This is a genomic window from Bdellovibrio sp. ZFWA1 (genome assembly GCF_056175665.1).
Map to the genome: position 1 here is coordinate 249,851 of NZ_JBJKJH010000001.1, position 25,727 is coordinate 275,577.

A 25,727-nucleotide genomic window follows, 5' to 3' on the forward strand; every position below is an offset into this window, starting at 1 on the left:
AAGGCATGAGCCCATGGCCAGCCACTTACCTAGATTACAATGCTACGACTCCCCTAGACGCTAGAGTTTTTTCCGCGATGGAGCCTTGGTTTAAAGACCATTTCGGAAATGCCTCAAGCAGTTCTCACCAATGGGGATGGGCAGCTCAAAACGCTACCGAAAAAGCCCGTGATTTAGTTGCGGGTCTTCTTCATTGTAACAGTAAAGAAATCACGTTCACCAGTGGAGCTACCGAAGCCAATAATTGGGTTCTTTGGTCTTTAGCTGAAGAGTTTTTAATTCTTCGTAAAGAGAACTTCCATGTTATTTCCACCAATATTGAGCATCCGGCTGTCGAAGAAGCTCTAAAGCGCATCGAAAACTGGGGAGGAGAAGTCACTCGCATCGCATGTGATGCTCAAGGTATTATCTCGTTGCAAGATATTGAAGCTGCAATCCGCCCCCACACTCGGCTGATTTCTATCATCTGGGTACAAAATGAAATCGGCACGATACAAGATATTCAAGCTATCGGCGAGCTTGCAAAAAAGAAGCAGATTCTTTTTCATACTGATGCAACTCAAGGTATTGGCAAGCTTCCACTCAATCTTCAAGAAGTCCCCGTGGATATGCTAAGCGCCTCTGCTCATAAATTTTATGGACCTAAAGGAATTGGTTTTCTTTTCCATCGCCAAAAAAATCCAAAAGTAAAACTTCTTCCTCTTTTTGTTGGAGGGGGACAAGAATCTAATTGGAGATCTGGCACTATCAACACTCCCCTGATTGTCGGACTTGGTAAAGCCGCAGAACTAGCATCCTTAGAAATTTTAGATGACGTTCGGCAGGCCTCCTATTTACAAAAAAATTTCTTAGCTTTACTTTTAAAGTCCGGCATCGAATTTAAAGTGCATGGTGATATTGATAAAAGATCTCCGTACAATTTAAATCTCGAGTTTCCCGCAATCAAAATGAATGAACTGCAAGTCTATCTTCCGCGCTTAGGAGTCTCGCAAGGTTCGGCTTGCCACTCTGATCAGTCCTTCTTTAGCCCCATCTTAAAAGCCCTTGGCTGCAGCGAAATTGAAGCGTCTCGGTCTTTGAGATTTTCATGGGGCCGCAAAAGCAGTCTTCAAGACCTCGAGACTGCCGTCGAAATAATTAGTAAGTGCACGTAAGCACTAGATTTTTCCATAAATTAGCTCTTTGGCAAACCTTCAAGTAAGGCCCAGCGCAAAACCTGCGTCGGCTCTGGAAATATAGAACAAATGCTGGTATAATAACCCTCATACAGTCGGGGTTTTCCCAACAGGACAAGGATTAGTTATGATTCAAATTTCTGAAAGCGCAGCAAAAAAAATCGCCTCTCTTCGCGCCGAAGAGGGCAAAGACAACTCTGCAGTCCTTCGTGTAGAAGTAAAAAAAGGCGGATGCTCTGGCCTTTCTTACAAATTGGATTTTTCTAACGATGTTCGCGATGGAGATAAAGTCTTTGAATCTCAAGGAACAAAAATTTCTGTCGACCCTCAATCTTTAATGTACATCATCGGAATGACGCTTGATTACTCTGGAGGGCTGAATGGAAAAGGGTTTGTCTTTAATAACCCAAATGCCACCAAACATTGTGGCTGCGGCACATCCTTCAACGTTTAATTTACACACACTCTCAAAACCACCTAGCGACCAGCGGGTGGTTTTTTTATAGAAAATTTGAAAGCGTTACGATTAAAAAATAGACCGAACAATTCGTTTGCAGTTGCGGTATCTCTTCTTCCTCTCGAGTACGCCATCCTTGAAATGCAATGAGATGCTTAATCCCAATCCTAAAGATCATCGTGCCTAACGGAGGCGCTTCGTGGGTAGATCTAAACAGCTCTAGTTTATTTTCATAAAACTGAACACCTATCATCCCGGCGCGAAGATCCGATGCGCCCGTCGAAAGATCCTCGACTGCGCTTAAAATAGCCTCGACAATCAGCTCTCTAGCGCTGTCCGAGCTTAAATTAAATTGCTCGTTGGTATAAAGGGCTAAATAATTAAACCCAATACTATATTCCGCGCGATCAATGTCTTCGGGATTTTCCTTTAGGTATTCAGCCAATTCACGAGCTGCCTGCCGAACATTGACTCTTTGACCATCCGACATAATTAGTTCGACCCTTCCTGCTTCTTCTTTTTAAATTCCGCAATTTTATCATTCAGATAATTTTGTACACGATACTTTTTTAAATCGTTTTTAGAATCCTGATTAATGTACAGATTACTGACTCCCTTTGTCTTTAGGCGATCCTTCTGATTCGAGTAAAAAGGACGGCCCTGGGGGGTATACAGCAAAAGCTTATCATTCACTGCCAAATGCAAATACAAATCGAACTCAACAACCAAATCACCGCGAAGCTCATCAATAGATAGCTCATACTTTTTTATCTTAGTTTGCTCTTGTAACTCTGCAAACTTGGTATTTGCCGGAAAGAACGCCACTGCGATTTCTTGTCCTTCGTGTGAGGTGGACTTTAAAAACTCGGCATGCTCTAAAGCCCAATCTTCAAACTCAACTTCAGTCATTTTTAAAGACATGGATTCGGTCTCGGATGCTTTTTCGCCATTGTCCTTTAAAAATGAAAAAAGTTTGGACTTCATTTGCTCGATCAATGACATATCAACCTGACGATCCGCTGCAAAAGCTACTAATAGATAGCCTTGAAAACGCTCGGACTCGACTAAAATGCATGCCACGCGAGTTGACTGTTTAAGTTCGTGCTGCTCTTGCTCTTCGTCATCATTTTGAACAACCGTCTTATCAACCGCTTGATGAGTCCCTGTCTCGAGCAGAGTCATCCGCTCATCACCTGAAGATTTTTCCTGTCGATAGCGAGGCGTTCTATTCTTATCGGCCTTTCCTCCGTACTCGGCACCTTGATATTTTCTTTGTCTTCGCGCAATTGCAGAGCGCTTTAATTTTTCAAAATCTTTTTTGACCTGCTCGGCCAGAGCCTCATCCAGGCCCTCTTCTCCGGACTCCTTCCGACGCTTACGAAGCTTATCTAGAGCTTTTGCAAATTCTTCGGCATTCATTTTAGAAAGCTCTGCCAATGGAAGCTCGGGGGGATTGGCTTCGTCACCTTGAGGTCCATGCATCGAAGCTGCTTGTTCAAACATTTCGTTAGCTTTGCCCGCTGATGACGACTCATAGCCTAAATCAGAGCTCCCACCACTAGAAGAATAACTGCCATCATCATTATCAAACTGACTTTGAGTATAACTAGGACCAGCATCCTCACCCATCGTGCTCAGCAGGGCTCCAATCCCACCGCCAGTTTGGATCATGGCAGAGTTTCCGTCCGCCTTCATAAAAGACGACCGGATCTTGATGATGTTTTCTTGCTCTTTTGTAACGGTTCCGCGTTTAATGCTTTCTTGAATCTCGGCATCTTGGTTTTCAAGATCCTTAGAAATACGATTTACAAGTCGCTCAATTGCGGGACCAGTAATCGGTGGTGGCAACTTGTACTTCGACTTATGATCCTGAATTGCACGCAGGATATGAGGCTTCGAGACTTCACCTGTTATGATAACAGAGGTTTGATGCTCCAGAGCTTTCGCCAAGGCCAAGGCCTTCTTATTGGGGAAATCATAACTAATAAAGAAGTAACTAGGCTTTAACTGGATGACATTGATGATCGCTTCTTTCAGACTAGTGGTGACGATAATATCCCACTCACGCTTCTTTAAGTAGACTTCCACCTGCCGAATAGAATCACTTTTCGACATTAGAAAAAGCATCGACTTATTTAAAGTAACTGGCTGAAAGTCTACCAAAGATGCGTCCTTGAATTAGTATCAAAATTTGTTTAACTTAAATTCTAGAGACATCGGAAAGAGGTTGCAATGAATAAGTTCTTAATCGCGGTCGTAGATGACGAGATTGATATCACCCAACTGCTTTCACATCTGCTTAGTGATACTTACGATGTTCTGGAATTCAACACTCCACAAAAGTATTTGGACTATTTAAACAACTCAACAAATCGCCGCCCAGACCTTCTAATCTGCGACTACGACATGCCCCTAATGAATGGTCTTGCCATGGTTAAAAAGTCGATCGACGCCGGAAAGCTAATCCCCTTCATTTTGCTTTCTGGATATTTAACTAAAGATAACGTCCTTGAAGCATTAAGCTACGGCGTTTTCTCGGTCCTTGAAAAACCTATTGGGGTTCCAGTACTAAAAAGGAATATCGAATCCTTACTAAAAGAACATAGACTTTTACTGACTCACGAAGAGATTCGCAACATCGTGCTACAACTTCAAGAGGCTTATAGCCACTTAAGCCTCACTTTAGAGCAATTCGCCCCGCCTGAAGTCCTTGAAAAAATGATTGTCGAGCAAAACCCTATCACCGGAGAGGTGAAGAAGCTAAAGTTTGGAGAGTTGATTGCTACTTTAGAACAGAGCCTGAACGATCACTTTGAAGAACAGCGGCTTTTAGAAGAAAATCATCGCAAACTAAAAATCATCTAATAAAAAAATCCCCAGCCACTGCTGGGGATTTTTACTTAACAACCTGGATAGATTTTTATGGCACTGCTGGACCCGACTTCTACTCCGTAGGGATAACCACCGGTACATCGCCTTCATTTCCAAAAAAAGGCTGCCCCTCGAAACAAGACACGAAAGCATAACTTCCCGATAGCTTTCCATCCTGGCAAACCCGCACCTCAGACTGACAAGTCTGCCCGGTCGGCACCTGAGGCTCTAGATAAGCGACAAAACTACCACCACTTGGCACATCTCCAAAATCAGTAAGACAGGCTTTTCCCATCTCGACAACCGTGTCTGAGTCCAGATCCCGTTCTTGAGGTTTTGTTTCACCCAAAAGCGCACACCCACTTAAAAACAAAAAAGATAATCCAATTAATAAAAATGATTTCATGATTTCTGAAAAATTATTGAATCTCATAGTCCGCTTGCACTTCCACTCGCACTTTAACCTGTCCTGCGCTCAACTCGGTCGGTGCCGCTTCTGCCATCATAGCCTTGGCAAAACCCATTCTCGGCTCGGCAGGCGCTGAAGATCCATGAACAATACGATAGACTCCTTTAATTTTAACACCAGCGGCTTTGGCAATTTCCTCGGCTTTTTGACGAGCCATTTTCACCGCTTCTTGCAGGCCCGCCGCCTGTAAGGCGTCTTGTTTATCGGTTTCCCACAAGATTGAATTCAAATTAACACCCGAAGAATTACCTTTTGAATCGCTACTTAGGCTATCAATGAATGCGCCACCGTCTTCAACTTTACGCAAAGTCACCCGCAACATTTGCACTGCGCGATAGCCAACAATTTTATTCTGCTGAGACTTCGGCTCGTACACATACTCGGGGTTTAAAGAATAATTCAGTGTCTGAATATCTTCCTTTTTTACTTTGTACATCTCAAAAACATTTTTTACTTTTTTAAGCTCTTGAGCAGCAAGGCCTTGAGCTGCTTTTGCATTTAAGGCTTTACTCCAAACCTCTACTGTCATTGAGAGCAAATTGGGCTCAACCGATTTTTCAGCCACTCCAGTTACCGAAATAAGAGCTGGAGAACTCTCGGACCATGCAACATTGACACTCAACAAAAGAACAATCCCAAGTAATAAGCTTTTCACAAATCGACTCCTTGATTTGATAATATGTTAAAAACGACAATCTAATTATGAACGATTCCGCAACTTCTAGCTAGCTCCAAAAAACGAGCCTCTGTAACCTCTGGCGGCCAAGGAATCACGGGAAAGTCATAAGGTTCGTCCTCGGCAATGGACCACGATTTCAGATCCTTCGTGATTAAATCGCGCACTTCGGTCGCTAAAAGTCTACGATCAATTTGTTTGATCACTTTGGGTGTCGGAAGCTCTAAACCGAATTTTTGGCAGATGGCCCAATGAATGCGCCCCTCAATAATTTCAAAATCAGGCAAGAGTCTTTTAACCGGCGAAACCAGATCTCCGATGTAAGCCTCTGTTGCATCATGAAACAACATTTGTTTAGCAATATCCTTGGTCGGCGAAACCTGTGCACCCAAGCACGAGTGTTGCCCCACCGAATAGAAGAACCGTGTATGCCCATTAAAACGCGCTTGCCGAGCTAAAGAGCAAGCAATATCCTCAAGACGAATATGGGCAGGATCTGGTTTTAAAATGTTAAACCGTTGACCAGAAAGAGTGACCACCCAGCTTTTGGCGATCACATCTTCGTTATTTAAATGATTGGGAAGTTGAAGAGTTGTATCCATTATTCATAGCTACAACAGCCCCCCTAAAGAATCATGAGCTTTTTATTCAACAGGGGGGATTAACACGAATTAACCCTATGCGTTATTAGTTATGCTTCGTTTGAAGCATCTTTTCAACCTCTTCTATATGTTCGGTTTCGGTACGAATAAAGTCGCGAATCATTTCTTCCAGAGCAATATTGTCTTCAACTAAAGCTAAGGTCTCAACATATAAACTCAAAGCCTCTTGTTCGAATTGAAGGGACTCTTTAAGAATATCTAAAACGGCATGACTTTTCGTTTCAGGAACTTTTGCCACATGCAAAGATGGATGACCACCTAACGAAGTGATCTTTTCGCCAATCGTAGAGGCATGCTGATAGGCCTCTTGAGCTTGCTCATGGAACCATTTAACAATAGGAATGCGATTCGGACCTGTGATCATCAAGGCATAGTGCAGGTATCTGACAACACCAGATATTTCTGCCTCTAAAATTTCATTAAGTTTTTTAACAATCTTTTCGTTCGACTTTTTCATTGGAACACCCCTTCGTTGCAAATAGCGATTAAGCTTTTAATTCCGATCGTCCTCTATGATAATCGCAAAAATTATTTAAAGTCTCGTTTCAAAAAAAGCACAGACTTTTGTCGCCCCTTTTAGGGGTTTTCATCCGGTTTTCGTTTGGCTTTAAGTCTGCTTTCATTTGATTTTACTTCCACTTGCAACTGGTGATTTTAAAACCCGATTTATTGTAATCAGATTTTATTTCGATATAAAAACGGTTCAATCACTACGAGGTCACAATGAGTGTAAGAAAAAAAGCCCGCACTGCCAGATTTAAACTACAAAGACGTCTAATGTTAGAACTCCCAGGACTTGGAAAAGCAGGAGCCCTTGAGCGCAAGCCCTATCCCCCTGGCCAACATGGCCAGAGTCGCAAAAAATTTTCAGAGTTTGGCCTCCAACTAGAGGAAAAACAAAAACTTCGCATCCACTACGGCTTGCGTGAAAATCAAATGCGCCGTTTCGTACATGCAGCTCAAAAAGGAAAAAATTCGAACTGGGTTGAAAACCTCGTTCAGATCTTAGAAAGAAGACTAGATAATATTTTGTTCCGAGCAGGCTTTGCCTCAAGCATTGCGGCGGCGAAGCAACTTGTCAGCCATGGGAAAGTTTTGGTAAATGGCAAAAAAGTGACTATTCGATCCTACTCAGTAAAGCAGCAGGACGTTGTTTCACTAACTGCTTCCGCATACAAAGAGCAGACATATCTTCTATCCATCGACACCCCAAGGCTCGCACTCCCAGATTATTTAACTTTAGAAGGTGAAAAAGAATCCAAGACAATTAAAATCTCGGATCTACCCAATATTAGCCACCTACCGTTCCCCTTCGAACCGGGGTTGGTCACAGCTTATTACTCATTGAGAGGATGATATGTTAGTTTCATCTTTCACGTTAAACAGCACCGATTTACAAATTATTGACGAGGACTTTATTGCTTTAGACACAGCGAAAGGCAACCTCGCCATTTCCTACGATCAGATGCTGGACCTTATTGCGCAACTAAGTCAGGCCGTTGAAAAAATGGATGAGCTGGGTCTAGAACGACTTCATTGCCCCGAATGTCAAAACCATCTACTTACCTAAAACTCATTGCCCTCAGGAAATGCACACCGTAGTCTTGAGGGCATGACAAAATTTGCTTCGCTACTATTTCTTATAACTATGTTCGGTGCCTACTTAATTCTTTCGCACCAAGATCAAAAGTCAAGTTGCTCAGATCCCTTAAAGTTTTATCCCCTTTTTGAAATCAGCCTTCCCAAGAATCAAGTTCTTATGGACACCTTTGTTGAAGATTTAAATAACGACAACCAGGCTGATTTTATTGCTACAACTTTAAATAGTGAAAAAAACAAAGCCGGAGTAACTTTGATTTATATGAGTCAAGTTTCTCAAACACCGAAAGCACTTGTACTCGAAGGACCCTTTAAACATCCAAGAAATATACAATTTTTTGATATCAACAACGACGCTTTTTTAGATCTTTTAATCTCTGATCATGGCTTTGATGAAACGCCTTTTAACGGCGGTCAATCACAAATCTATCTCAATCAAAGAGGAGAAAGCTTTACACAATTAAAGTCCTTTCAGCCACAAAAGGCCTTTAGCTTTAATCTATTGCCCATTTTTCAAATTAAACAATCCTATACCGTACTCTTAAATCAAAACATTCCTGGGCCAGGTCCTGAATCCGAAACCTTAAAACTCGACCCATCACTAAACACAAAACTGATACAAACCCCATGGCCTGAAGATATAAAAGAAAAGTGCTTTATGAGTGGCGTGCACCTACAATCGAGTGTCATTATCGGCGCATGCGATAGAGATCAGAACATGTCCCCCACACCTGCGGACCTTGAAATACAATGGAATCCACAAACATCTAAATTCGAAGTCTTATCAAAATTGCCAAAACGATTTCAAAACACTCACTGGGGTTCTGTTTCTTTTGCTACAGACTCTGAAACGGGAAAGCTACTTTTAAGATCAACACACAACTTTGGATACAGTAAAGGCGCTGTCGAACTATTAAAAAAAGAAGAGAAAAATTGGAAATCAATTTGGGGAAAAATCTCACATTACCAACTTGAAGGATTTTATTCAAATGTTAGCTTCTCAGAGCCGTCTAAATACTTTGCAATTTCATTCCGCGATAAGAACAAAGAATCTCTGACTAAAAGCGCTCCTCGCCAACAGGTTTTCGCCATTAGAGAATCCGGCAAAATCGAAGAAATCTGTATGCCCCCAGAATTTGAACTGAACCCTGGGCAGTTAACACTCTACAAAAAGAATGCTTTCCTGATAAAAAATGGAAACCAAATTTACTTTGCTAAATTAGACTAGATCTTGCAAGCATAGACAAAAGTGCTTAGGCTATTTCAATGCGGCATTTTGTATTGAATTCCATAGAACAAACCATTCAACTCACCAAAGAACTGTTGTCCCAATACATAGGCGAGGACGAATGGCTTATTTTCGAGACGGATTTGCCTCCCGAGCAATGGTCGGCCTTTTTCTATTCACTCAGACCAATTACTGAAAAGTCAAAGCAAAGCACCTTGCTGTTAAACGAAGCCAATATCTCTCCTCAAGATATTTTAACCAACTGGGGCGAAGCTTCTTTTAAATACTTACTTCTTCGATGGACTCCTCTGCGCTCAACTCACTCCTCTGAAAACTCTTGGCTTGGGACCGATCAAGAATCTGATTTCGTAATAGAAAACATGGAAAGACTCCGACAATATCAAAGCGCACTGTTAGGGCACAAAGTAACACTTATTCCTGAGGTCTCGATTGATTTTATCGAAACCGAATATGGACCTCTCTTAGCTAAGATTTCTAATCTAGATATTCCCTTTATAGCCCTACACAGCTCCTTCAAGCCAAACCTATTAACACTTCGAAAACTGCAGGACGTGTGGGAACATTTAACTCTGGTAGAGCGCCCTCAGCGCCCTATTCTCTTTCTTAAAAATCAAAAATGGGGCGAAGTTTGGAACGCGGCTAGCCTAAACCCTTTTGCTGGGCCTGAAGAAATACACATTGATACATCCAATTCTTGCACTCATTCTTGTGTATTTTGCCCTCTTTACTCGTCGATAGCGATCAACGAAGAAATGAGTAAAGCTGGAGGAAACCTAAGTGCTGAATTAAAGAAAATGATGTCCATGAAGCTTTCGATGCCAAATTTTGAAAGCATTCTTTCTAGCTCGTCTCCTCGTCTAAAAATGGTCCAACTTGGGGGGAAAGGCGACCCCCTTTTAAATCCTCATTTTTATGATTTTGTTACCCAACTCCGCAAACGAAATATAATGGTGGAAACACTATCGAACCTGGAATACCCCGATGACAAGCAGCTTGAATTTTTAACGTCAATCGGCGGAGCTGGCTGGCATGATCTGCACATTGTCGTTAACTTATCAGCAGCCACCCCTGAAACCTACGTTCACACTCGACCAAAACAGAAGCCTGAAACTTTCGCCAAGGTCATACATAATGTCGAAAAGTTAACTAAAATGAAAAAGCAACATGGGCGAGGAGTCTCAGTAACCTTGATGTGTGTTCTATGCACCGAGAACTATCACGAAGCTGTTAAGTATGTCGAACTAGCGGCCAGCCTAAATGTTGAACAAGTTTGGCTTAAACCTGTTGAAATCCATCGTCAAAGTCTTGATTTTCTTTCGCCAAAAGACTCCCAACTTGAAGAGTGTAAGCAAAATATGGTCCGCGCTCTTGATCGAGCAAATGAGCTTGGTATTAGACTCATGGAGGCTGAGGTCATCGAGTCCTACCGCGCAACTTATCCAGTTCCGCAATTGCGCAGCATCCAGGCATCAAACCAAACGGTTCACACGGGAAATGTTCACTCGGACTATAAATCAGATCTTTACTCTAAAATCCCATGCCGAATTGGCTACACTTACTCTCGCATTGAGGTCAGTGGAATTGTTAAACCTTGCTGCGTATCTCGGCACTCTGTTGGCGACTTAAATAATAACTCCTTCGAAAAAATCTGGAACGGCGCAAGCATGCTCACTTTTAGAAATAAATTAGGCCGTATACGCCAAGAGAAGTTTCATCAAAAAGATCCACAGTGGGCATTCTGCCAACATTGCTCTCACACAACCGCAAATAAAATGTTTTTTGAACTAGAGACTCAGGTTGATTTTGAATGAAAACCATTTTTTTAATAAGGAATAGAGATGCCTCTAATTGGGGATCGTGCCGCACGATTGTGCCCAATCTAATTAAAGCATATCGAGATCTACCTACTTATAAAATAAAAGTGCTGAAACTTGATAGGCACTGCGATTGGGACTCTATGGAGGCCTTGGCTGACAAAATATTTAAATCTCAACCAGATCAGGTAAGTTTTGTCGACCACTATCCCCATCCAAGCCAGTTTCTTCTTCATTACGCAAAAAAATACGGACATATCGACAGACATCCACGCTTTAATATCCATCTTTTTGGCTGCGCCGTTTATTGGCTTCGTCACTGGCCCGAACTAAAAGAGCTGTTCTTAAAAACACAATGTCGATTTATTTTTGCATCAGAAGCTCAGCGCAATCTTTTGGGGCCGACAGTAAATAAAATAGGAACCTATACATTCCCCTTCCCCGTAGATGACACTTTATTTTGCCACAATAAAGAATCGAGAGCCCAAATTCGAAAAGTTCTAAAATTCAGTGACGATCGAGTTCATATAACTTATGCAGGTAGAATCGCTCCTCAAAAAAATGTCGATTTATTGATTCAGTATTTGGCTCCATTATTAAAGGCCAACAAAATTCACCTACATCTTGCTGGCGAATTTGACGATCAAGGAGTACCGATCTTGGGATTAGCTCAATCAATTGGAGCTAACTATCAGCACTACCAACGCCTGATGAAACAATTCCCGGAATCTATTTCTTGGCATTCACGACTTAATCATAAAAAACTTGCTCAACTTCACCTGGCCAGTGATCACTTTATCAGCTTAAGTACTTATAATGATGAAGATTATGGATACGCTCCGATCGAGGCGCTTATGACTGGAACCCCAGCCCTCATAACGGATTGGGGAGGCTATAAAGCCTATAGGCATCCTAACTACTGCTCGTTACTAAAAGTGAAAAGAGCAGACAACGAACTAGTCTTTCAAAATTTTATAAAAAATGAAAATTTAGTAAAACGTTTAACTTCAAAAACATCTGAAAGTAAGCGGCGATCTTGCCATCAATATTATAAAAGTAGATTCGGGCTCTCTACTGCGGGTAAACGCTTAAGTAGAATTCTCGACTCTTGTGAGGGATTTGAATCATTGAACACGGACGCCCTAAATCTCTGGATAACTGCTTACTCAAAATTTCCACCCTTTAATGAAAATTTAATAAGCTACCTTGACCGTTACGAGGCCTACTATGAGTAAACCAATTAAACTTATAGAACATTGGTCTCAATACTGTTTGACTCCGCAACTAGATCCAATCACCAATCATTTTTTCGATTCACATTCTTACTTTATGCATACGGTTTCGACTCCTTGGTCACCAATCTGGCTTAATTCTGAAGAGCGCCAAATTCAGGGAACATGCTATGTCGTAAATAGTGGTAAAAATATTAAAAGAAATTGGTCACAAATTGCATCTTGGGCCACTCCTCAATTGAACCATCTACTTGTTCCATACCAAGTAATTCCTAAAATAAAATCCGCTTGTAAAGGGGAATATCAAATAGTTAGCACTTGTTCGGATAACGAATCACGTTCCAAAATCCTTTTGATGATCAACATCAATAAATATTCATCGAACACAAAAACCATATTTAAAAGAATTGATCAAATCGCATCGGACAAAAAGAATTCACGAAAGCCCGTCTTGCTTTTTTTTAAAGGTGACGAACACGATATAAATATAAACTTAATGGCTTACTACCTAGAAATACGAAATAAGATCAAAAGCATTTTTAAAGGCTCCGTCGACACTATAAATCTTTATGATTTTGGTCTATTGAAGGCGAGTCTACATCAATATTGTGCTTTTGATTTAGACTACAACAATCATATTTATGACTTAGGAGTTTACCATAAATTATTAAGCCTTGGATCTGCGGTACCCGACATACCGACTATCGCTACATCAACTCTTAAAAAAAATGACTACCTTCCTATCTCAGAGAGACATGGCCTATGCTTCAAAATTTACTAACTCAATATGACTGGAGTTTATCTCCTTACCATGCGTCACTTTTTGATGGGCAGACTTTACACTCAGGGAATGCTAAACACTACATTCATGCAGAATCATGGCTAATAACTGATGGAAGACTTAACTTAAAAGAGATCTCGGCATTACTCAGTCAACATGAAGGAAAAAGGATCTATATTCACCACGAACATCGAGCTAAATTTAGAGACCACAGATTTTTTTGGAATCTAAGGCAGCCAGCATACAGCCCAGCTAAGAACCTTGTGATTTTTTGCAGATTCAACAGAAATCAGTCCAGCATCAACAGAATCAGTAATCAAATTTTAAAACAGCGAAAAAATGTTAAAAATAGAAAATCAATCCAATTACTTTTTCTGATGGATCAATACTGTCCGAATATAAATATTTATTCAGCCCAAGAAAAAGTATTTATAGAGATTTCCCGGATTAATAAAAATACTAAGATTATTAGCGCGGCAGATTTCCTAAAGTTAGCCAACAAGAACAATTCGCCCCCAACTTACGAAATCTGGGATATTCACAACGGAGAAAGTTCTTTCGACCCCCGCCTTGATCTAGAGCTAGCCAAATTCAGTTTTAATCTAATGCACTTAAACGAAGCGAACTTTTCAACGCCTGAAGAACATTCTTGCAAAAGAATGTTGCCCAACGGAAAATTAGAATTAGAACTTTGGAATTACAGTGAATAAAACAAAATGGGCGTCTTTTATTTTAGTCTTGATAGTTGCTTTGGGTCTAAGGCTTTACCATCTGGGATCGCAAAGCCTATGGCAAGATGAGTTAGTTTCATGGAACTTCGCTACTAATGACGACTGGAAAGCGCTGTTCTGGGATAATCACCCCCCTCTTTACCCATTCATCTTAAAGCTTTGGAGTCACTTAATATCGCCTACTGAGTTTTGGATTCGCCTACCTTCAGTGATTATATCGGTGGCTTCAGTTGCAGTTTCATTTTTCGCCATCCCAGATAATTACAGAAGATCCATTTTTTTTATGCTTTTGATGGCCTTGAATCCATTAAGCATTCGTCTAGCTCAAGAAGCCAGAATGTATTCTCTTTTAGAGTTCTGTGTTACCTTAACACTTTTGCCAAGTACGAATCGCTTCATTACAACTGCGGGAATTTTAGGGGGAATCCTATCACATTATTTATATTGGCTCTTCCTTGCACTTCGAACAAAGTCTAAATGGATATTCGCGATCGGAATGTTGGTCGCTGTTTTTGCAATAGACTGGCACCACTTAACTTGGACTCAAGTTGCATTTGAAAAATCAGCTTTTGAATCGACCCTAGCTGGACTTACTGCTTTTTTAGGAGGCAGTTATATCGGAGCCATCTTTTACTCGATTGTTTTGCTATGGGCCGTCGTTCAGAAGAGGCCAATCCCCTCTCAGGTCTTATGGGGACTCCTCATTCTAATTTCATTTCAACTAGCGACGTCGCGCGTATTACTTATCGATCGGTACTTGATATTTTTATCTCCACTACTTCTTTTATGGTTAAGCGAATCTATTTTCACACTACGCACTAAGGCACTCTCCCTACTCATTTTTACCTATGGAATCTATTCATGGAGCTTCGAAGAATGGAAAGCTCCCTACAATCAAGTAGGAATCTATCTTCAACGGCAATCGGAAGTAGACTTACTGACAACTCGAAGTGCCGCAATTAAATCACCTTATTTTAATAGGCCAAATATTAACTTCGTTAAACTAGAAAAACCAAAAGACATAGCAGAATATATTGCGACGAATCCCACAAAAAGCATATATGTCCTCGAAAACTATTGGAGTGGTTTTATCTATCTTCAATCATTGAAAGAAGAACTATCCCAAATGCAGCGTCATAGTCAGATACTAAAATTTCAGTTTAATGAAAAATCAGATATTCTATTAGTCCTTAAGATCGATTCTTTAGCTCAAACGAAGTGAGGCCCCAAAAATAGTAAATATGAGTATTGAGCGATAAACTCAACCAAACCCAAAAGGCTTCGCCATACAACCAAGAAGCGTAAACCGAAAAAATGAAAGCAACTGGTAAATAGAAAATTATCCATATTGGCAACAATATATATCGCAATAGATAGGTTGCAAGTCGACACCCAATCCGTCGATTCAAGATAAATCCACTGTGCCATTTCATTAACAACAAACTTCGACCTAGACCATACTTGAAGACCTGTTGAAGATATTCTGATTTTGAAGAGCGTCTAAAATGATATACGTATAGTCTATTTTCAAAATATAAACGACCTTGCTTCTTTAAAAGTGCTTTTATCAAATCATTTTCTTCGCCTAATGGAAGCCTAAAACCCTCGTCGGGAAGAACTGAAGATCTGACAACTAGGTTACAAAGTATATAAGGAATATCTGAGTTGTACTCGCCAGACTGAGCCAAGCGATATCGGTATGAAAAAGGTCCTGTCACCCAATAAGATTGTAAAATTCTTCCCGAGATAGTTTCAAACCTTCCAGAACTAGGAGGCGTCAAGTTCGGCCCCCCTATAGCTACAAAATTATCAAATTTCAAAAAGTCGCAAAGCACTTTAAAGTAATGCTCTGGAATTATGACATCATCGTCAAAAAATGCGATCCAATCATAGTCATATTTATCATGCAATGCGTGATTGCGAGCTTGTGGTGCTTGAAATCTTTCATTTAGATAAATAACTTCGCTTAATATATTTGAATATTTATCTATCACGCCCCCAACTGATTGGGTGCATTTGTTGGCAACGATACATAGATCGATCTCGATTACAGCAACTTGGTTCCTGGCAACCATGTAACTCTTAAGAAAGCATTCAAATAGTTCGTCGCGATCACAAACGACGACAACCACCTTCAGGCGCACAAATCAGTCCTCTAATCGATGCTTAAAGCACCACTGACAGCGAGGGTCCTGAGGTCGTGCAGATAGCAATTGCGATCTAAAGTCTTGATAAGAACTAGAGTTCCATACCTCCGACAAACTCATCGATGAAAAGTCACCCATCTCAAGTAAATCCGGATACATCATATGATTACATGTCCCAGCTTTGCCAAGGTAGTTTATATATAGAAAACTAAACGGCTTAAAGCATTTTTGAGCTACAGAGACCTTATGAGTATCGGTAATTAGCCCTTGCAATCCAGCATCTTTAGCCGAGAAAAATTGCTCAAGAGGATGCGGTGCTCGCTGAACCCTTATCTGATCAGCAGATCTTACCCAGTCACGATCGAGTCCTTCAGTAAACTTCCAATCATTAAAATTAACTCGAACACCCGAGGCAATCGCCACAGCGATGGCTTCTTTAGAATATTTAGAAATATCTTGCGAAGAAACAGAACCGAGAGAATTAACACCACCTTGAACCATTTTAAATTGCACCTCGGGGACATTGTACTCCGAAGCTAACCGAACAATGTCGGGCATCTCATGATAGTTCAACGATTGTATGGTCGAAATAAAATAGACGAAACCGGAATTGAACTTTTTTACAGCGTCTGTTGATGATCGTAAATTTTCCAATATGCGATCAAACTTGGCTTTCTTTCGAATGGCCTCAAATGTCTGAGCCGTCGCCCCATCAAAAGACACACCTAACGAAAATCCGACTTGAATCATTCGAGCCCATAGCTCAGGCTTGGGTATCGACATATTTGTTACCAAATGCCACTCTATCAGCGGAAATCCGGCTAAATATTCGACTGTTTCTGGCCACCACGGAAGAATAGTCGTTTCGCCAAATCCACGCAAATCCACAAAACTAGCATAAGGAAAAACTTGTTCAGCCAGCCGTCGGAACACCTCTGGATTCATATTTAGATCTTTGGAATAGTTCTTAAATTTCGGATCAAAAGATTGGGGACACATCACGCATTTAAAATTACAGTTCTGTGTCATTTCAATAATATATTTAAACGGACGTGATTCGAGACGCGTTTTCCCCTCGATAAATTCCTGATACGCTAAATGTTGATTGGAAATCTTAAATTCTGCTGATTGCTTCAAGCTCTTTAAATCGTCCAAATTGATTCCTGTCTGCAATCTTGACTCCTTTATAAACAACTAATCTTCCTAAAAAGCACGCACGGTTATAGCCTGATTTAAAAATTTCGCAAATGTTATCAGATCGCAATCGATACTCCCGCATCTGTGGCAATCCTAAACCTAAGAGATTAAAAACAAAAAAACCAAATATTCCGCAGTGACCAGCCCAAAGAATTTTATTTATTTTTTGGGGCTTCGCAACTGCTTCCTCAGGGACCTTATTAAGCTGTTTATGCTCAAAAAATCTGCGTTGAAAAATACGGTCATGACCCGTACGACTAGAAATCAAATCAGCTCCAGCAGTTCCTTTTACTTTTGTTGCAATACGTATTGGAAAGGGGCACAACTCCCGATCTGGATTAAACAACAAGATCTCATCACTAAAAATCTTTACTCCAGCCGCAGTTTCGAGTAACCGCAAACAAAGCTCGGACTTCCCCCACCCAGAAGGAGCCGCGATGGAAATGTTTTTTTCGCCAATATTAAAAGAACATCCATGGAGCCGCACAAATCCTTGCCGCTCTAATGCCTCTCCAATCAATGACAAAATTGCGATATACAGAATTTCATAAGTTAATTCCTTATTGCTCCCCATTAGAAGTAAATCCCAACGAGTGCCATGCCTTTTTAAGTGCAACTTATGATTTTCAGGAAAAATGCAAACGCGTCGCTTAAAACCATAGACCCGTGCCATCTTTGTTCGCATCAGAGGTCCAACTCGGTGACTAGCCAGGCACTGAGGATAAGAACTTCCTGGCTTCACAATCTGAATGGAGATTACTGAATGCGTGGCATAACTTCGACAAGCACTGAATGCGGCGAAGTCTTCCCGTAACCATTCAATAATTATCGGACTAAAAACCGCATCACAATCATCTAAATTAACCTGAACGCCATAAACAGAAAATAACGTCACTTCAATCTAATCTTTCTTATGTTGTAAACACCCGCCGGTGTCGCCGATGTACAGGCCGTACTGGTCACATAATTAATGAAGATTCGACCACCGCTACCGGCGGTACCACTACCAATACCACTGCCACCAGCAGCCGATACAGTTCCGCAACCAGCCGATTGTGTAATTGTATTTGCCGTGATTTCGACTAAACCACCCGATCCTCCACCTGCGTTTCCAGAGGCTGCTGCTTTCCCATCGGATCGAATATTTCCATTAAGCACTAACGAGTTGGCTTTAACAATAACAATTCCACCACCATTGCCTCCAGTACTTGCAGACGAACCTCCACCTGATCCCATGATATACCTATCGGGAATGCCAGGACTCATACTCATCCCTCCCGCATTGGAACCCGCAGCTCCGCCACCAGGACCCGCTCCTGCACCAGAGCTTCCGCCTGCAAATCCTCTACTTTGAAATGAACTAAAGCCACCACCACCAGATATATGGCCACTCAATCCTCCGCCTCCGTTATTCAAAGTGAACGTACCACTGACTTTTACAGCCAGTACGCCGCCCAAGCCCGTGGCCGAGTTATAAATTGGTGAAGTTAAAAATCCACCGGAGTTGATTGTTAAATTTGAGTAGCTCATAACACGAACCACTTGAACTTTATCAGCGGATAAATAAGAGTTTTTTAGTGCTGCTGAAAGATTTAACGTATTGCTCGAAACAGACGATACACTAGCAAACTCATAAGCCCCTTGATTGGAGCCTTCCATTATAATGATTAATATATCGGCCCCGCTAGAAAATCCAGAGGCACTAGTTAGGGTTATACTGGTAGCACCAGCACTGGCGTTGACAGATAATCGAGAAGCCGTTTGATTTACAACAACTGGATTGGTTGGACCATTCGGCACACCATTCACAGTCAGAGCTCCGTCACCACCGGCTCCATAGAATCCAGTGAAGTCACTGAACAAGCGGTCCATAGTGGAATAGTTAAGCTGAATTGCATTGGCTGTATTAGAAACAAGCATAAAAAAAGCAACCAAAACACTTTTATATAAACGGTCATAATTATTTTTAAGCATACATCTTTATAATAATTTGATTTTTTTCTGTTAGCTACTTCAAACGTAGCTGAATAAAGAGTCTCGACCTACAATGAGACATCTACCTAAACTTCATCGCCCTCCCAAAGACTAAGACGATGTAAATGCTGAGCTAAAGACTCGAAATAACAACCATCTGGCGACTGTAACAATGCTGCATGCATTTCCCACCGAACTTGAGATCTTTGAAGTCCGACAAAGTGTTTACTTTTTAATTCAATTGCGAAACAGAAGCGATGAGGAAACAGAGCTCCCAATACAGAGGCATATTTATTTGCTTGCACCCATTGATGCCAGGGCACTTCTTGATCACTCGCTTCTAAAAATGAATGAATCGCTTCTTTCAAAAAAGATTCCGATAGTCCCTCTAAACCCTGCTCGCCTATTAGCTTAACTATCACTGCGACGACGACTCTTCGATCAATCCAGAATGGAGCATCCAATTCAGAGTCCTGAAAATGATTTCTCCACTTTCGCTGCCTTTGTTCGGGTGCGAATAGAAGTTTGGAATCATACTCTAGCATGCGCAGAAGAAAAGTAATTCGATCCCAAATAAACATGTCACTTCTCTGCATTTGAGGCTTCAATAAACTTTGTAAATCGGGATCTCGACTTAATTCAAAGATATTAATATTTTGCGCAACTTCTGATAGCTTCGCTGGGTGATAGATATTTAATTCTCCGACAATAGGAAGATAACGCCTCCACGCATAATGCCGCAGCTGAATCTGCTCTATAAGATTTGTAGAATAAACTGGAGGCAACAAAATACTTAAATCTATATCACTCACAAAAGGAATCCAATTCCCGTTACGATAAGTATTGCGGGTCCAAACTCGAGACCCTTTATAAAAAATTCGAACATAAACACGATAGAGACTATAAACAGCCCAGTAAACAGCAACCCCAAAAAAGCGAGGAAAGCGAAGCAAGAAACTCTGTAGTTGTTTTATTAATAATTCCCGGTTCATAATAAAGTATGAAGTCCTTCTTAAAGCAGCTTAGATTACTAGTTCTGGCAAATCTGAAAACTCGCTATCGAAATAGCATTACAGGATTTTTTTGGTCTTTTTTACAACCCCTCGTGCTATTTGGAACACAATCTTTAGTCTTTCATCTTTTCTTGAATATCCAGATAGATCAATACCCGATTTACTTATTTATGGGATTAATACCGTGGCTTTTCTTTAGTTCAAGCACCGATCAAAGCTCTGGAATACTAACTAACCAAACGGAACTATTACAGGCTTATAATTTCAATGCCATTTTGCTTCCCCTGGCCGTTGTCCTTGAAAATTCCATACACTTCATACTGTCGTTCGCAGTAGTTCTTTTCTATATACTGCTGAATACGAACTACGATCTATCGTTAGGGACGGCTTTTCTTTTACCAGTATACTTTGCCAACTTAGTCCTTTTTACCTTTTCAGTCGCATTAATGGTTGCAACAGCACAAATCTATAAAAGAGATACCAAGTTTCTATTCAACTTTTTCTTAACAGTGCTGTTTTATTTGACACCTATTTTCTACAAAATCGACATGGTTCCTCGTCCTTATCAAGTCTATTTAATGTTAAATCCGCTATATTGGTTTACCGAGGGATTTAGGTCTTTGTTTATTGCAACTGAATTTAGCCCGATCGAACTTCTAGCAATCATTACTTTGATAACTTTGTTTTTTTTAGTTTTAACTTGTTTAATTTGGAAGAGGTACAAAAATGAAATCCGCTACCGAGTCTAATTGCATAGTTAATATTTCAAATCTTAGTATTTCTTTTAAAACAAGATCGCATTTCAAATGGACCTTTAAAGATCATTTCATAGAGTTTGCCAAATCGCCTATAGCTTACAAACAACAGCGAGAGGTCGAAATTGCCGCATTGAAAAACATCAGTCTCCAAATCACTCACGGACAACGAGTTGGAATTATAGGAATGAATGGATCTGGAAAAACAACCTTATGCAAAGCCATTGCTGGATTGTATCCTCAAAACAATCATTGCATTCAAGTAAACGGAAAAATTCGAGCCATCTTTGATCCCGTCGCCGGGATATTTCCAGAACTCACTGGAAAAGAAAATATTGAAATTTTAGTAGCTCTTAACTATCCGGAATATAATCAAAAAGAATTTGTTGAACGAGCCTGCGAGTTCAGCGAACTAGGCAAGCGCCTCGACGAACCATTTAAGACATACAGCAGAGGAATGAAGGCACGCATCGGCTTATCGGTCGCGGCCCTAAAAGGTGCTGATTTGCTTATTTTAGATGAAGTTTTTGAAGGGGCCGATCGCTTCTTCTCGGAAAAATTCTCGAATCGAATTCAAGACTTAATAAATCAGGCCGGGGCGGTACTCTTCGTAAGCCATTCTTCCCAACAGATTTTAAAAACCTGCAACCGGGCTATTCTCATAGCTAATGGTGAAGTGCATTTTGATGGGGATCCTCGAGACGCCTTGAAGTGCTATATCGAGATGGGACAAATCTTTAATTGAAATCTTTGTGTGTCACCCTGACTCATAAACTTTACAATTTATTCATCATTCCCCATATAATCACGGATTCTAAAGTTTCATACTAACGCCAATTAGAAACGGTTAAAATATCCCAGACGCCACCCGATAGGACAGTCATGGAATATGATCGTTATTGCACAAAAAATATTCGTAGACTCTTGACCTTAACCATAGGCCTTCTAGGTATGTTACTGAGTTCGGCTGCATGGTCCGCAGGACAAGGCCCAACTTCGTTAACTTACCAGGGAAGAATCATTAAGCAAAATGGCCAGCCCCTTGAATATTCAAGTGTCAGTTTCATTTTCGAGATCACAAACCCTTCCGGCAGTTGCGTTATATACAAAGAGCGCATTGATGGTTACAACATGACGAACTCGAAGGGCGTTTTTGATATCGCTTTAGGCCAATCTGGAACCATGCTTCACCCTTCGGACCCTAACTTCACTATAATTGACGCTTTCGATAACACCGCGACTTTTACTTGTGAAGGCGGAAGCCCTTACTCTCCAGCTTTAAATCACACACGAGTCTTGCACGTGCAGTTCCATGATGGAGTGGGCTGGAGGCAAATTTCACCGTCAAATGAAATTCGCGCTGTTCCGTATTCGGGATTTGCAGCAAACTCAAGTAAGGTTGGCGGCAAAACAACTGCCGATATTTTATTAAAAGAAAATACACAAGTATGCGCCGCCGGTCAGTACAGCTACTTTGATGGCGTCGAGCTAAAATGCCGCTCGATGAGTTTTGGTAGCGGCAGTGGAACTGTCGTCGAAGGAAATGATCCAAGGCTTACAGATTCACGAACACCTACTGGAAATGCCGGAGGCGATCTTAGTGGTACTTACCCGAATCCAACCGTTGGTAAAATTCAGGGTGTAGCTGTCTCCAACACAACTCCAACGTTAGGACAAGCATTAAAGTTTAACGGAAGTGCTTGGGCCCCCGCTAGCTTGGCTATCACTGATATTTCTAATTTGCAGTTGCAACTAACAAACAAGATTGATTTAAGCCAGCTGCCTGCAAGTTGCGCTTCCAACCAGACCCTTACATTTCTCTCGCCATCAGGGACATTTAGCTGCTCTACTATTGCTATTGATGGCAGCCAAATCGCAGATGGCACAATCACCGGGAATAAGATTTCATCAACGGCAACCCTCACCTATAGCCAAGCAAATGTAAACTCTGTTATTACAAATGATCTGCAGATTCGTTCTGGCGGCAATGTCATTACTATCACTGGCCCCTCTACTGCAGCAGCATCGAACTTCACTCTGCGAATTCCAAATACAGCCGGCGCTAGTGGACAAGTACTGCAAACTGATGGAGCCGGAAACTTATCCTGGGTAAATGCGGCAAGTGGATCGGTAACAAACATCGCAACCGGGACTGGCTTATCTGGAGGGCCGATCACATCGACAGGGACCATTTCGTTAGCGAACACTGCGGTCACGGCCGGCTCCTATGGATCAGCAACTCAAGTGGGAGCTTTCACCGTAGATGCTCAAGGTCGGTTAACAGCAGCCTCCAATGTAACAGTGACTCCTGCGTGGAGTTCCATCACTTCAAAACCCACGACATTAGCGGGGTACGGGATCACAGATGCTCAGCCTGCTGGCAACTATCTGACAGCACTTACTGGAGATGTAACAGCCACAGGACCGGGATCTTCTTCAGCAACCATTGCAAATAGCGCAGTGACATCGGCCAAAGTCTTGGATGGTACATTGATCGCGACGGATATGAACTTCACAGGTGTAACAACAGCCACCAGCTCAATCGTGATTCAGGATTCAACAGGGAAATTTGATAGCTTCAACTGCTCTACGGCGGGTCATATCGCGATGTGGACAGTTTCTGGTTGGAGCTGTCAGGCACTGTCGGCTTCGAATATCCCATCCTTAGATGCAAGTAAAATCACAACAGGAATCCTTCCCGTATCGCAAGGTGGAACCGGATCTTCCAATGGGTCTATCACCGGATCTACAGCATTAGCACTTGCTGCAGGTGGAACTAATCAAAATATCACACTGACTCCAAGTGGTTCGGGGCAAGTCAGAATGGTTGCTAGTCAAACTGTTGTAACTGGCCAAGCAACCCTAGCTGCCTCCTACAATGCAGGGTCGGCGACGACTTTAGACTTTAATAATGGAAACATGCAGTACACTACCGCCAGCTGTGGCGCTTTTACTCTGAATAACTTACTTGATGGTGGTTCTTACACAATTGCAGTTCAAGGAGCTACTGCCGGAACTTGTACTTTCTCTGCGACTGGAGTTTCAACATGGAAATTTAGCCCCGCAAATGGACCAACGATAGCTAGCACCCATTCAGTTTATAGCTTTGTAAGAATGGGATCTACCGTGTACGTCACTTGGTCAACGGGCTTTTAACTCCTTAAAAAAGAACTCACACACCTAGGGACAAAATGGTTGAAGATCTGGCTTCAACCATTTTTTATTGAAATGACAAGTTTTTTTAAGCAGCAACTGATATCCCTTGTGTACGACTTCACTATCAAGCTGATGTAAAGCCACAAAACAATCTAAGGCATATCGAGGATAAAAAATTTGTGCAAAATCTTGTTCATTTAAACGCGGGTCCTCCACCAGGAGGGACTTAACGTATTCAGGCCAAATCCACTCATAGTCATCGGCAAGTAGAAGGCCTCCGGGTTTTAATAGATCCCAGCTTCGAACTAAATCAGACATAACCGAAAATCCAAAGTGTGAACCATCTAAATATACGAAATCGAAGCTAAGAGGCGCGAGCCCATTTAACGCAATTTCTGATTTTTCTTTAATTAATTGGACTCGTCCACTTTCTAATTCAATTTGTAAATTTTCAAAAAAGCTTGCTTTGGGATGAGGATCCACGCAAACCACTCGCGCAGAGGCACTAAGACGATCTGAGAACCACTTTGTAGTTCTTCCCTCGTAGCTTCCAATCTCCAATATGCGAACGCTGTCAATCAAAGCGAGATCCCGCAATACCCTATTAAATTGAGCCTCATGAGCGGTCGTCCAATCTACGCTAAAATTCATCTTACCTTACCCCATCGTCAAATAAACTTTCCCATTGAAGGGAAAATTCTTTACACTTTTTACAACGTCTAACAACTTTTGATGCCTTGGATGAGAAGGATTGGCGACATCGCGATGCTTAAACTCTTCCGAACTCATTCCCCAATTTGAAATGCGACAAAACAAAACCACGTCAAAAAAATATTTATCTGCCAACTTTAAAAAATCAATCATCTCGTCAAAGTTGTTATCTTGATAAACATAAGTTGCCTTAAGCTCACGGATAGGACCATTTTTTCTTAAGCTTGAAATAAATTCAAGATTCTCTAAGAGAGTTTCCCACCGACCATTTTTTCGATTTTCTTCGTATGTTTTTTTTGTGGCACCATCAATTGAAATCACTGCAATTTTAACAAATTGACGAACATCAGTAGATAATGCCTCCCACGATTTTGAATTCCACAGAAGGGCGTTGGTCTGCAAAACGATTCTTTCCAGACATTCGTAATCTGAAGATTTAAAATTTTTCAGGAATTGTCGATAAGAAGGAGAAACAAAAGGATCCCCCATGCCTGCGATAAATATTTCTTTTGTCTTACTTGAAATCAAAGAAATCTCATCGACTAAACTCTTCTTTTTTTCAGATGGAATAACTGGAAGTTGCGAAATATTGCACGAAGGGCATGCCAAATTACAAGAAGTCTCGTAACCCAAATTTACTTCCTCAGGGAGCCCGTTAAATTTTTGTCCCTGCATAAAGGCATAGATATCGGGAAATTGAGTCTCAATCTGCTTCATTGTCAGCATAAATTTACGCTCACCTTGATACTGAGGGCAAAACTTCAGAGTACAACTTCGATAGCTTCCATTTTTTATCTGCTCGCGAACACGGGTAAATTCTGCTCCGGTCCAAACATCATTTAGAGGCTTTTCATTGGTCACCGGATTAACCATATTATAGCCGGCCTCTTGATAAAGCCACGTGCAGGGCTTTATACCCTCTGAAGAAAGAGCGATAAAGCGGAAAGGAACTGTACAGTAAAGACGCTCCCCCGTTTCACTGAATGTTCCTTTCAAAGTCTCTGCTGAGTGAAAATTCAGATCATCTTGATTGAAATCAGTTTTTGCCCCTGCCATTG

At 41.3% G+C, this 25,727-nt stretch carries 27 protein-coding genes; 14 read left to right on the top strand and 13 right to left on the bottom strand.

Annotated features, from left to right (window positions below; translation table 11 throughout):
- The first annotated feature begins 5 nt into the window (after positions 1 to 5).
- Entirely contained in the window at positions 6 to 1,154 is a 1,149-nt protein-coding gene (locus AC04MN_RS01160) for a cysteine desulfurase family protein (RefSeq protein WP_475381350.1), read from the top strand.
- A 148-nt stretch (positions 1,155 to 1,302) separates the two neighbouring features.
- Positions 1,303 to 1,629 carry a HesB/IscA family protein gene (locus AC04MN_RS01165; protein WP_475381351.1) on the top strand — a complete coding sequence of 109 codons (327 nt, stop codon included), beginning with the start codon at positions 1,303 to 1,305 and terminating at the stop codon, positions 1,627 to 1,629.
- Between the two features lie 46 nt (positions 1,630 to 1,675).
- Here AC04MN_RS01165 and AC04MN_RS01170 read toward each other — a convergent pair whose 3' ends face one another.
- Together AC04MN_RS01170 and AC04MN_RS01175 are read right to left on the bottom strand one after the other, a co-directional pair.
- Positions 1,676 to 2,122 carry a hypothetical protein gene (locus AC04MN_RS01170; protein ID WP_475381352.1) on the bottom strand — a complete coding sequence of 149 codons (447 nt, stop codon included), beginning with the start codon at positions 2,120 to 2,122 and terminating at the stop codon, positions 1,676 to 1,678.
- Positions 2,123 to 2,124: 2 nt separating this feature from the next.
- Entirely contained in the window at positions 2,125 to 3,747 is a 1,623-nt protein-coding gene (locus AC04MN_RS01175) for a hypothetical protein (RefSeq protein WP_475381353.1), read from the bottom strand.
- Between the two features lie 117 nt (positions 3,748 to 3,864).
- Here AC04MN_RS01175 and AC04MN_RS01180 point away from each other — a divergent pair, with 117 nt between their 5' ends.
- Positions 3,865 to 4,497: a response regulator gene (locus AC04MN_RS01180; protein WP_475381354.1), complete on the top strand. Its 633-nt coding sequence runs from the start codon at positions 3,865 to 3,867 to the stop codon at positions 4,495 to 4,497.
- 79 nt (positions 4,498 to 4,576) lie between these two features.
- Here the strand turns inward: AC04MN_RS01180 and AC04MN_RS01185 are convergent, their stop codons facing one another.
- The 4 genes from AC04MN_RS01185 to AC04MN_RS01200 form a co-directional block, all read right to left on the bottom strand.
- The gene (locus AC04MN_RS01185) at positions 4,577 to 4,936 is read right to left on the bottom strand and encodes a hypothetical protein (RefSeq protein WP_475381355.1); all 360 of its coding nucleotides are present in this window, start codon (positions 4,934 to 4,936) and stop codon (positions 4,577 to 4,579) included.
- On the bottom strand, positions 4,923 to 5,627 hold the full coding sequence (locus tag AC04MN_RS01190; protein WP_475381356.1) for an SIMPL domain-containing protein: 705 nt from the start codon (positions 5,625 to 5,627) through the stop codon (positions 4,923 to 4,925). The genes AC04MN_RS01185 and AC04MN_RS01190 overlap by 14 nt, the downstream gene beginning before the upstream one ends.
- Before the next feature lie 41 nt (positions 5,628 to 5,668).
- Positions 5,669 to 6,250: an HD family phosphohydrolase gene (locus AC04MN_RS01195; RefSeq protein ID WP_475381357.1), complete on the bottom strand. Its 582-nt coding sequence runs from the start codon at positions 6,248 to 6,250 to the stop codon at positions 5,669 to 5,671.
- Positions 6,251 to 6,335: 85 nt separating this feature from the next.
- Positions 6,336 to 6,767, bottom strand: coding sequence for a ferritin-like domain-containing protein (locus AC04MN_RS01200; RefSeq protein WP_475381358.1), 432 nt, complete (start codon positions 6,765 to 6,767; stop codon positions 6,336 to 6,338).
- 266 nt (positions 6,768 to 7,033) lie between these two features.
- Here AC04MN_RS01200 and rpsD point away from each other — a divergent pair, with 266 nt between their 5' ends.
- The 8 genes from rpsD to AC04MN_RS01240 all read left to right on the top strand — a co-directional run bounded on the left by rpsD (position 7,034) and on the right by AC04MN_RS01240 (position 14,938).
- Positions 7,034 to 7,666 (top strand): 30S ribosomal protein S4, encoded by a 633-nt coding sequence (gene rpsD, locus AC04MN_RS01205; protein ID WP_475381359.1) that lies wholly within the window; start codon positions 7,034 to 7,036, stop codon positions 7,664 to 7,666.
- A gap of 1 nt (position 7,667) precedes the next feature.
- Positions 7,668 to 7,880: a hypothetical protein gene (locus tag AC04MN_RS01210; RefSeq protein WP_475381360.1), complete on the top strand. Its 213-nt coding sequence runs from the start codon at positions 7,668 to 7,670 to the stop codon at positions 7,878 to 7,880.
- A 189-nt stretch (positions 7,881 to 8,069) separates the two neighbouring features.
- Positions 8,070 to 9,137: an FG-GAP repeat domain-containing protein gene (locus AC04MN_RS01215; protein WP_475381361.1), complete on the top strand. Its 1,068-nt coding sequence runs from the start codon at positions 8,070 to 8,072 to the stop codon at positions 9,135 to 9,137.
- 38 nt (positions 9,138 to 9,175) lie between these two features.
- Entirely contained in the window at positions 9,176 to 10,969 is a 1,794-nt protein-coding gene (locus tag AC04MN_RS01220; RefSeq protein ID WP_475381362.1) for a radical SAM/SPASM domain-containing protein, read from the top strand.
- A gap of 110 nt (positions 10,970 to 11,079) precedes the next feature.
- On the top strand, positions 11,080 to 12,207 hold the full coding sequence (locus tag AC04MN_RS01225) for a glycosyltransferase family 4 protein (RefSeq protein WP_475381363.1): 1,128 nt from the start codon (positions 11,080 to 11,082) through the stop codon (positions 12,205 to 12,207).
- Positions 12,200 to 12,985 carry a hypothetical protein gene (locus tag AC04MN_RS01230; protein ID WP_475381364.1) on the top strand — a complete coding sequence of 262 codons (786 nt, stop codon included), beginning with the start codon at positions 12,200 to 12,202 and terminating at the stop codon, positions 12,983 to 12,985. The genes AC04MN_RS01225 and AC04MN_RS01230 overlap by 8 nt, the downstream gene beginning before the upstream one ends.
- Complete coding sequence (locus AC04MN_RS01235) at positions 12,967 to 13,695, top strand: hypothetical protein (RefSeq protein ID WP_475381365.1); 729 nt, start codon at positions 12,967 to 12,969, stop codon at positions 13,693 to 13,695. Before AC04MN_RS01230 ends, AC04MN_RS01235 begins: the two co-directional genes overlap by 19 nt.
- Positions 13,688 to 14,938 carry a hypothetical protein gene (locus tag AC04MN_RS01240; RefSeq protein ID WP_475381366.1) on the top strand — a complete coding sequence of 417 codons (1,251 nt, stop codon included), beginning with the start codon at positions 13,688 to 13,690 and terminating at the stop codon, positions 14,936 to 14,938. Before AC04MN_RS01235 ends, AC04MN_RS01240 begins: the two co-directional genes overlap by 8 nt.
- Here AC04MN_RS01240 and AC04MN_RS01245 read toward each other — a convergent pair.
- The 5 genes from AC04MN_RS01245 to AC04MN_RS01265 all read right to left on the bottom strand — a co-directional run bounded on the left by AC04MN_RS01245 (position 14,907) and on the right by AC04MN_RS01265 (position 20,026).
- Entirely contained in the window at positions 14,907 to 15,860 is a 954-nt protein-coding gene (locus AC04MN_RS01245; protein ID WP_475381367.1) for a glycosyltransferase family 2 protein, read from the bottom strand. The two genes, AC04MN_RS01240 and AC04MN_RS01245, sit on opposite strands and share 32 nt — an antisense overlap.
- A 3-nt stretch (positions 15,861 to 15,863) precedes the next feature.
- The gene (locus AC04MN_RS01250; RefSeq protein ID WP_475381368.1) at positions 15,864 to 17,036 is read right to left on the bottom strand and encodes a radical SAM protein; all 1,173 of its coding nucleotides are present in this window, start codon (positions 17,034 to 17,036) and stop codon (positions 15,864 to 15,866) included.
- A complete protein-coding gene (locus AC04MN_RS01255; protein WP_475381369.1) occupies positions 16,978 to 17,955 on the bottom strand; it encodes a hypothetical protein in 978 nt (325 codons plus the stop codon). The genes AC04MN_RS01250 and AC04MN_RS01255 overlap by 59 nt, the downstream gene beginning before the upstream one ends.
- Complete coding sequence (locus tag AC04MN_RS01260) at positions 17,952 to 19,034, bottom strand: hypothetical protein (RefSeq protein WP_475381370.1); 1,083 nt, start codon at positions 19,032 to 19,034, stop codon at positions 17,952 to 17,954. The genes AC04MN_RS01255 and AC04MN_RS01260 overlap by 4 nt, the downstream gene beginning before the upstream one ends.
- Before the next feature lie 86 nt (positions 19,035 to 19,120).
- Positions 19,121 to 20,026, bottom strand: a complete 906-nt coding sequence (locus AC04MN_RS01265) for a hypothetical protein (protein WP_475381371.1) — start codon at positions 20,024 to 20,026, stop codon at positions 19,121 to 19,123.
- Positions 20,027 to 20,034: 8 nt separating this feature from the next.
- Here AC04MN_RS01265 and AC04MN_RS01270 point away from each other — a divergent pair, with 8 nt between their 5' ends.
- From AC04MN_RS01270 to AC04MN_RS01280, 3 genes are all read left to right on the top strand, one after another.
- Positions 20,035 to 20,796: an ABC transporter permease gene (locus tag AC04MN_RS01270; RefSeq protein ID WP_475381372.1), complete on the top strand. Its 762-nt coding sequence runs from the start codon at positions 20,035 to 20,037 to the stop codon at positions 20,794 to 20,796.
- Positions 20,774 to 21,547 (top strand): ABC transporter ATP-binding protein, encoded by a 774-nt coding sequence (locus AC04MN_RS01275; protein ID WP_475381373.1) that lies wholly within the window; start codon positions 20,774 to 20,776, stop codon positions 21,545 to 21,547. The genes AC04MN_RS01270 and AC04MN_RS01275 overlap by 23 nt, the downstream gene beginning before the upstream one ends.
- 137 nt (positions 21,548 to 21,684) lie before the next feature.
- Positions 21,685 to 23,958 (top strand): hypothetical protein, encoded by a 2,274-nt coding sequence (locus AC04MN_RS01280; protein ID WP_475381374.1) that lies wholly within the window; start codon positions 21,685 to 21,687, stop codon positions 23,956 to 23,958.
- A gap of 24 nt (positions 23,959 to 23,982) precedes the next feature.
- On the opposite strand, the gene AC04MN_RS01285 is transcribed toward AC04MN_RS01280, so the two are convergent.
- Positions 23,983 to 24,609: a class I SAM-dependent methyltransferase gene (locus AC04MN_RS01285; RefSeq protein ID WP_475381375.1), complete on the bottom strand. Its 627-nt coding sequence runs from the start codon at positions 24,607 to 24,609 to the stop codon at positions 23,983 to 23,985.
- 6 nt (positions 24,610 to 24,615) lie between these two features.
- Positions 24,616 to 25,725 (bottom strand): radical SAM protein, encoded by a 1,110-nt coding sequence (locus AC04MN_RS01290; protein ID WP_475381376.1) that lies wholly within the window; start codon positions 25,723 to 25,725, stop codon positions 24,616 to 24,618.
- Positions 25,726 to 25,727: the final 2 nt, after the last annotated feature.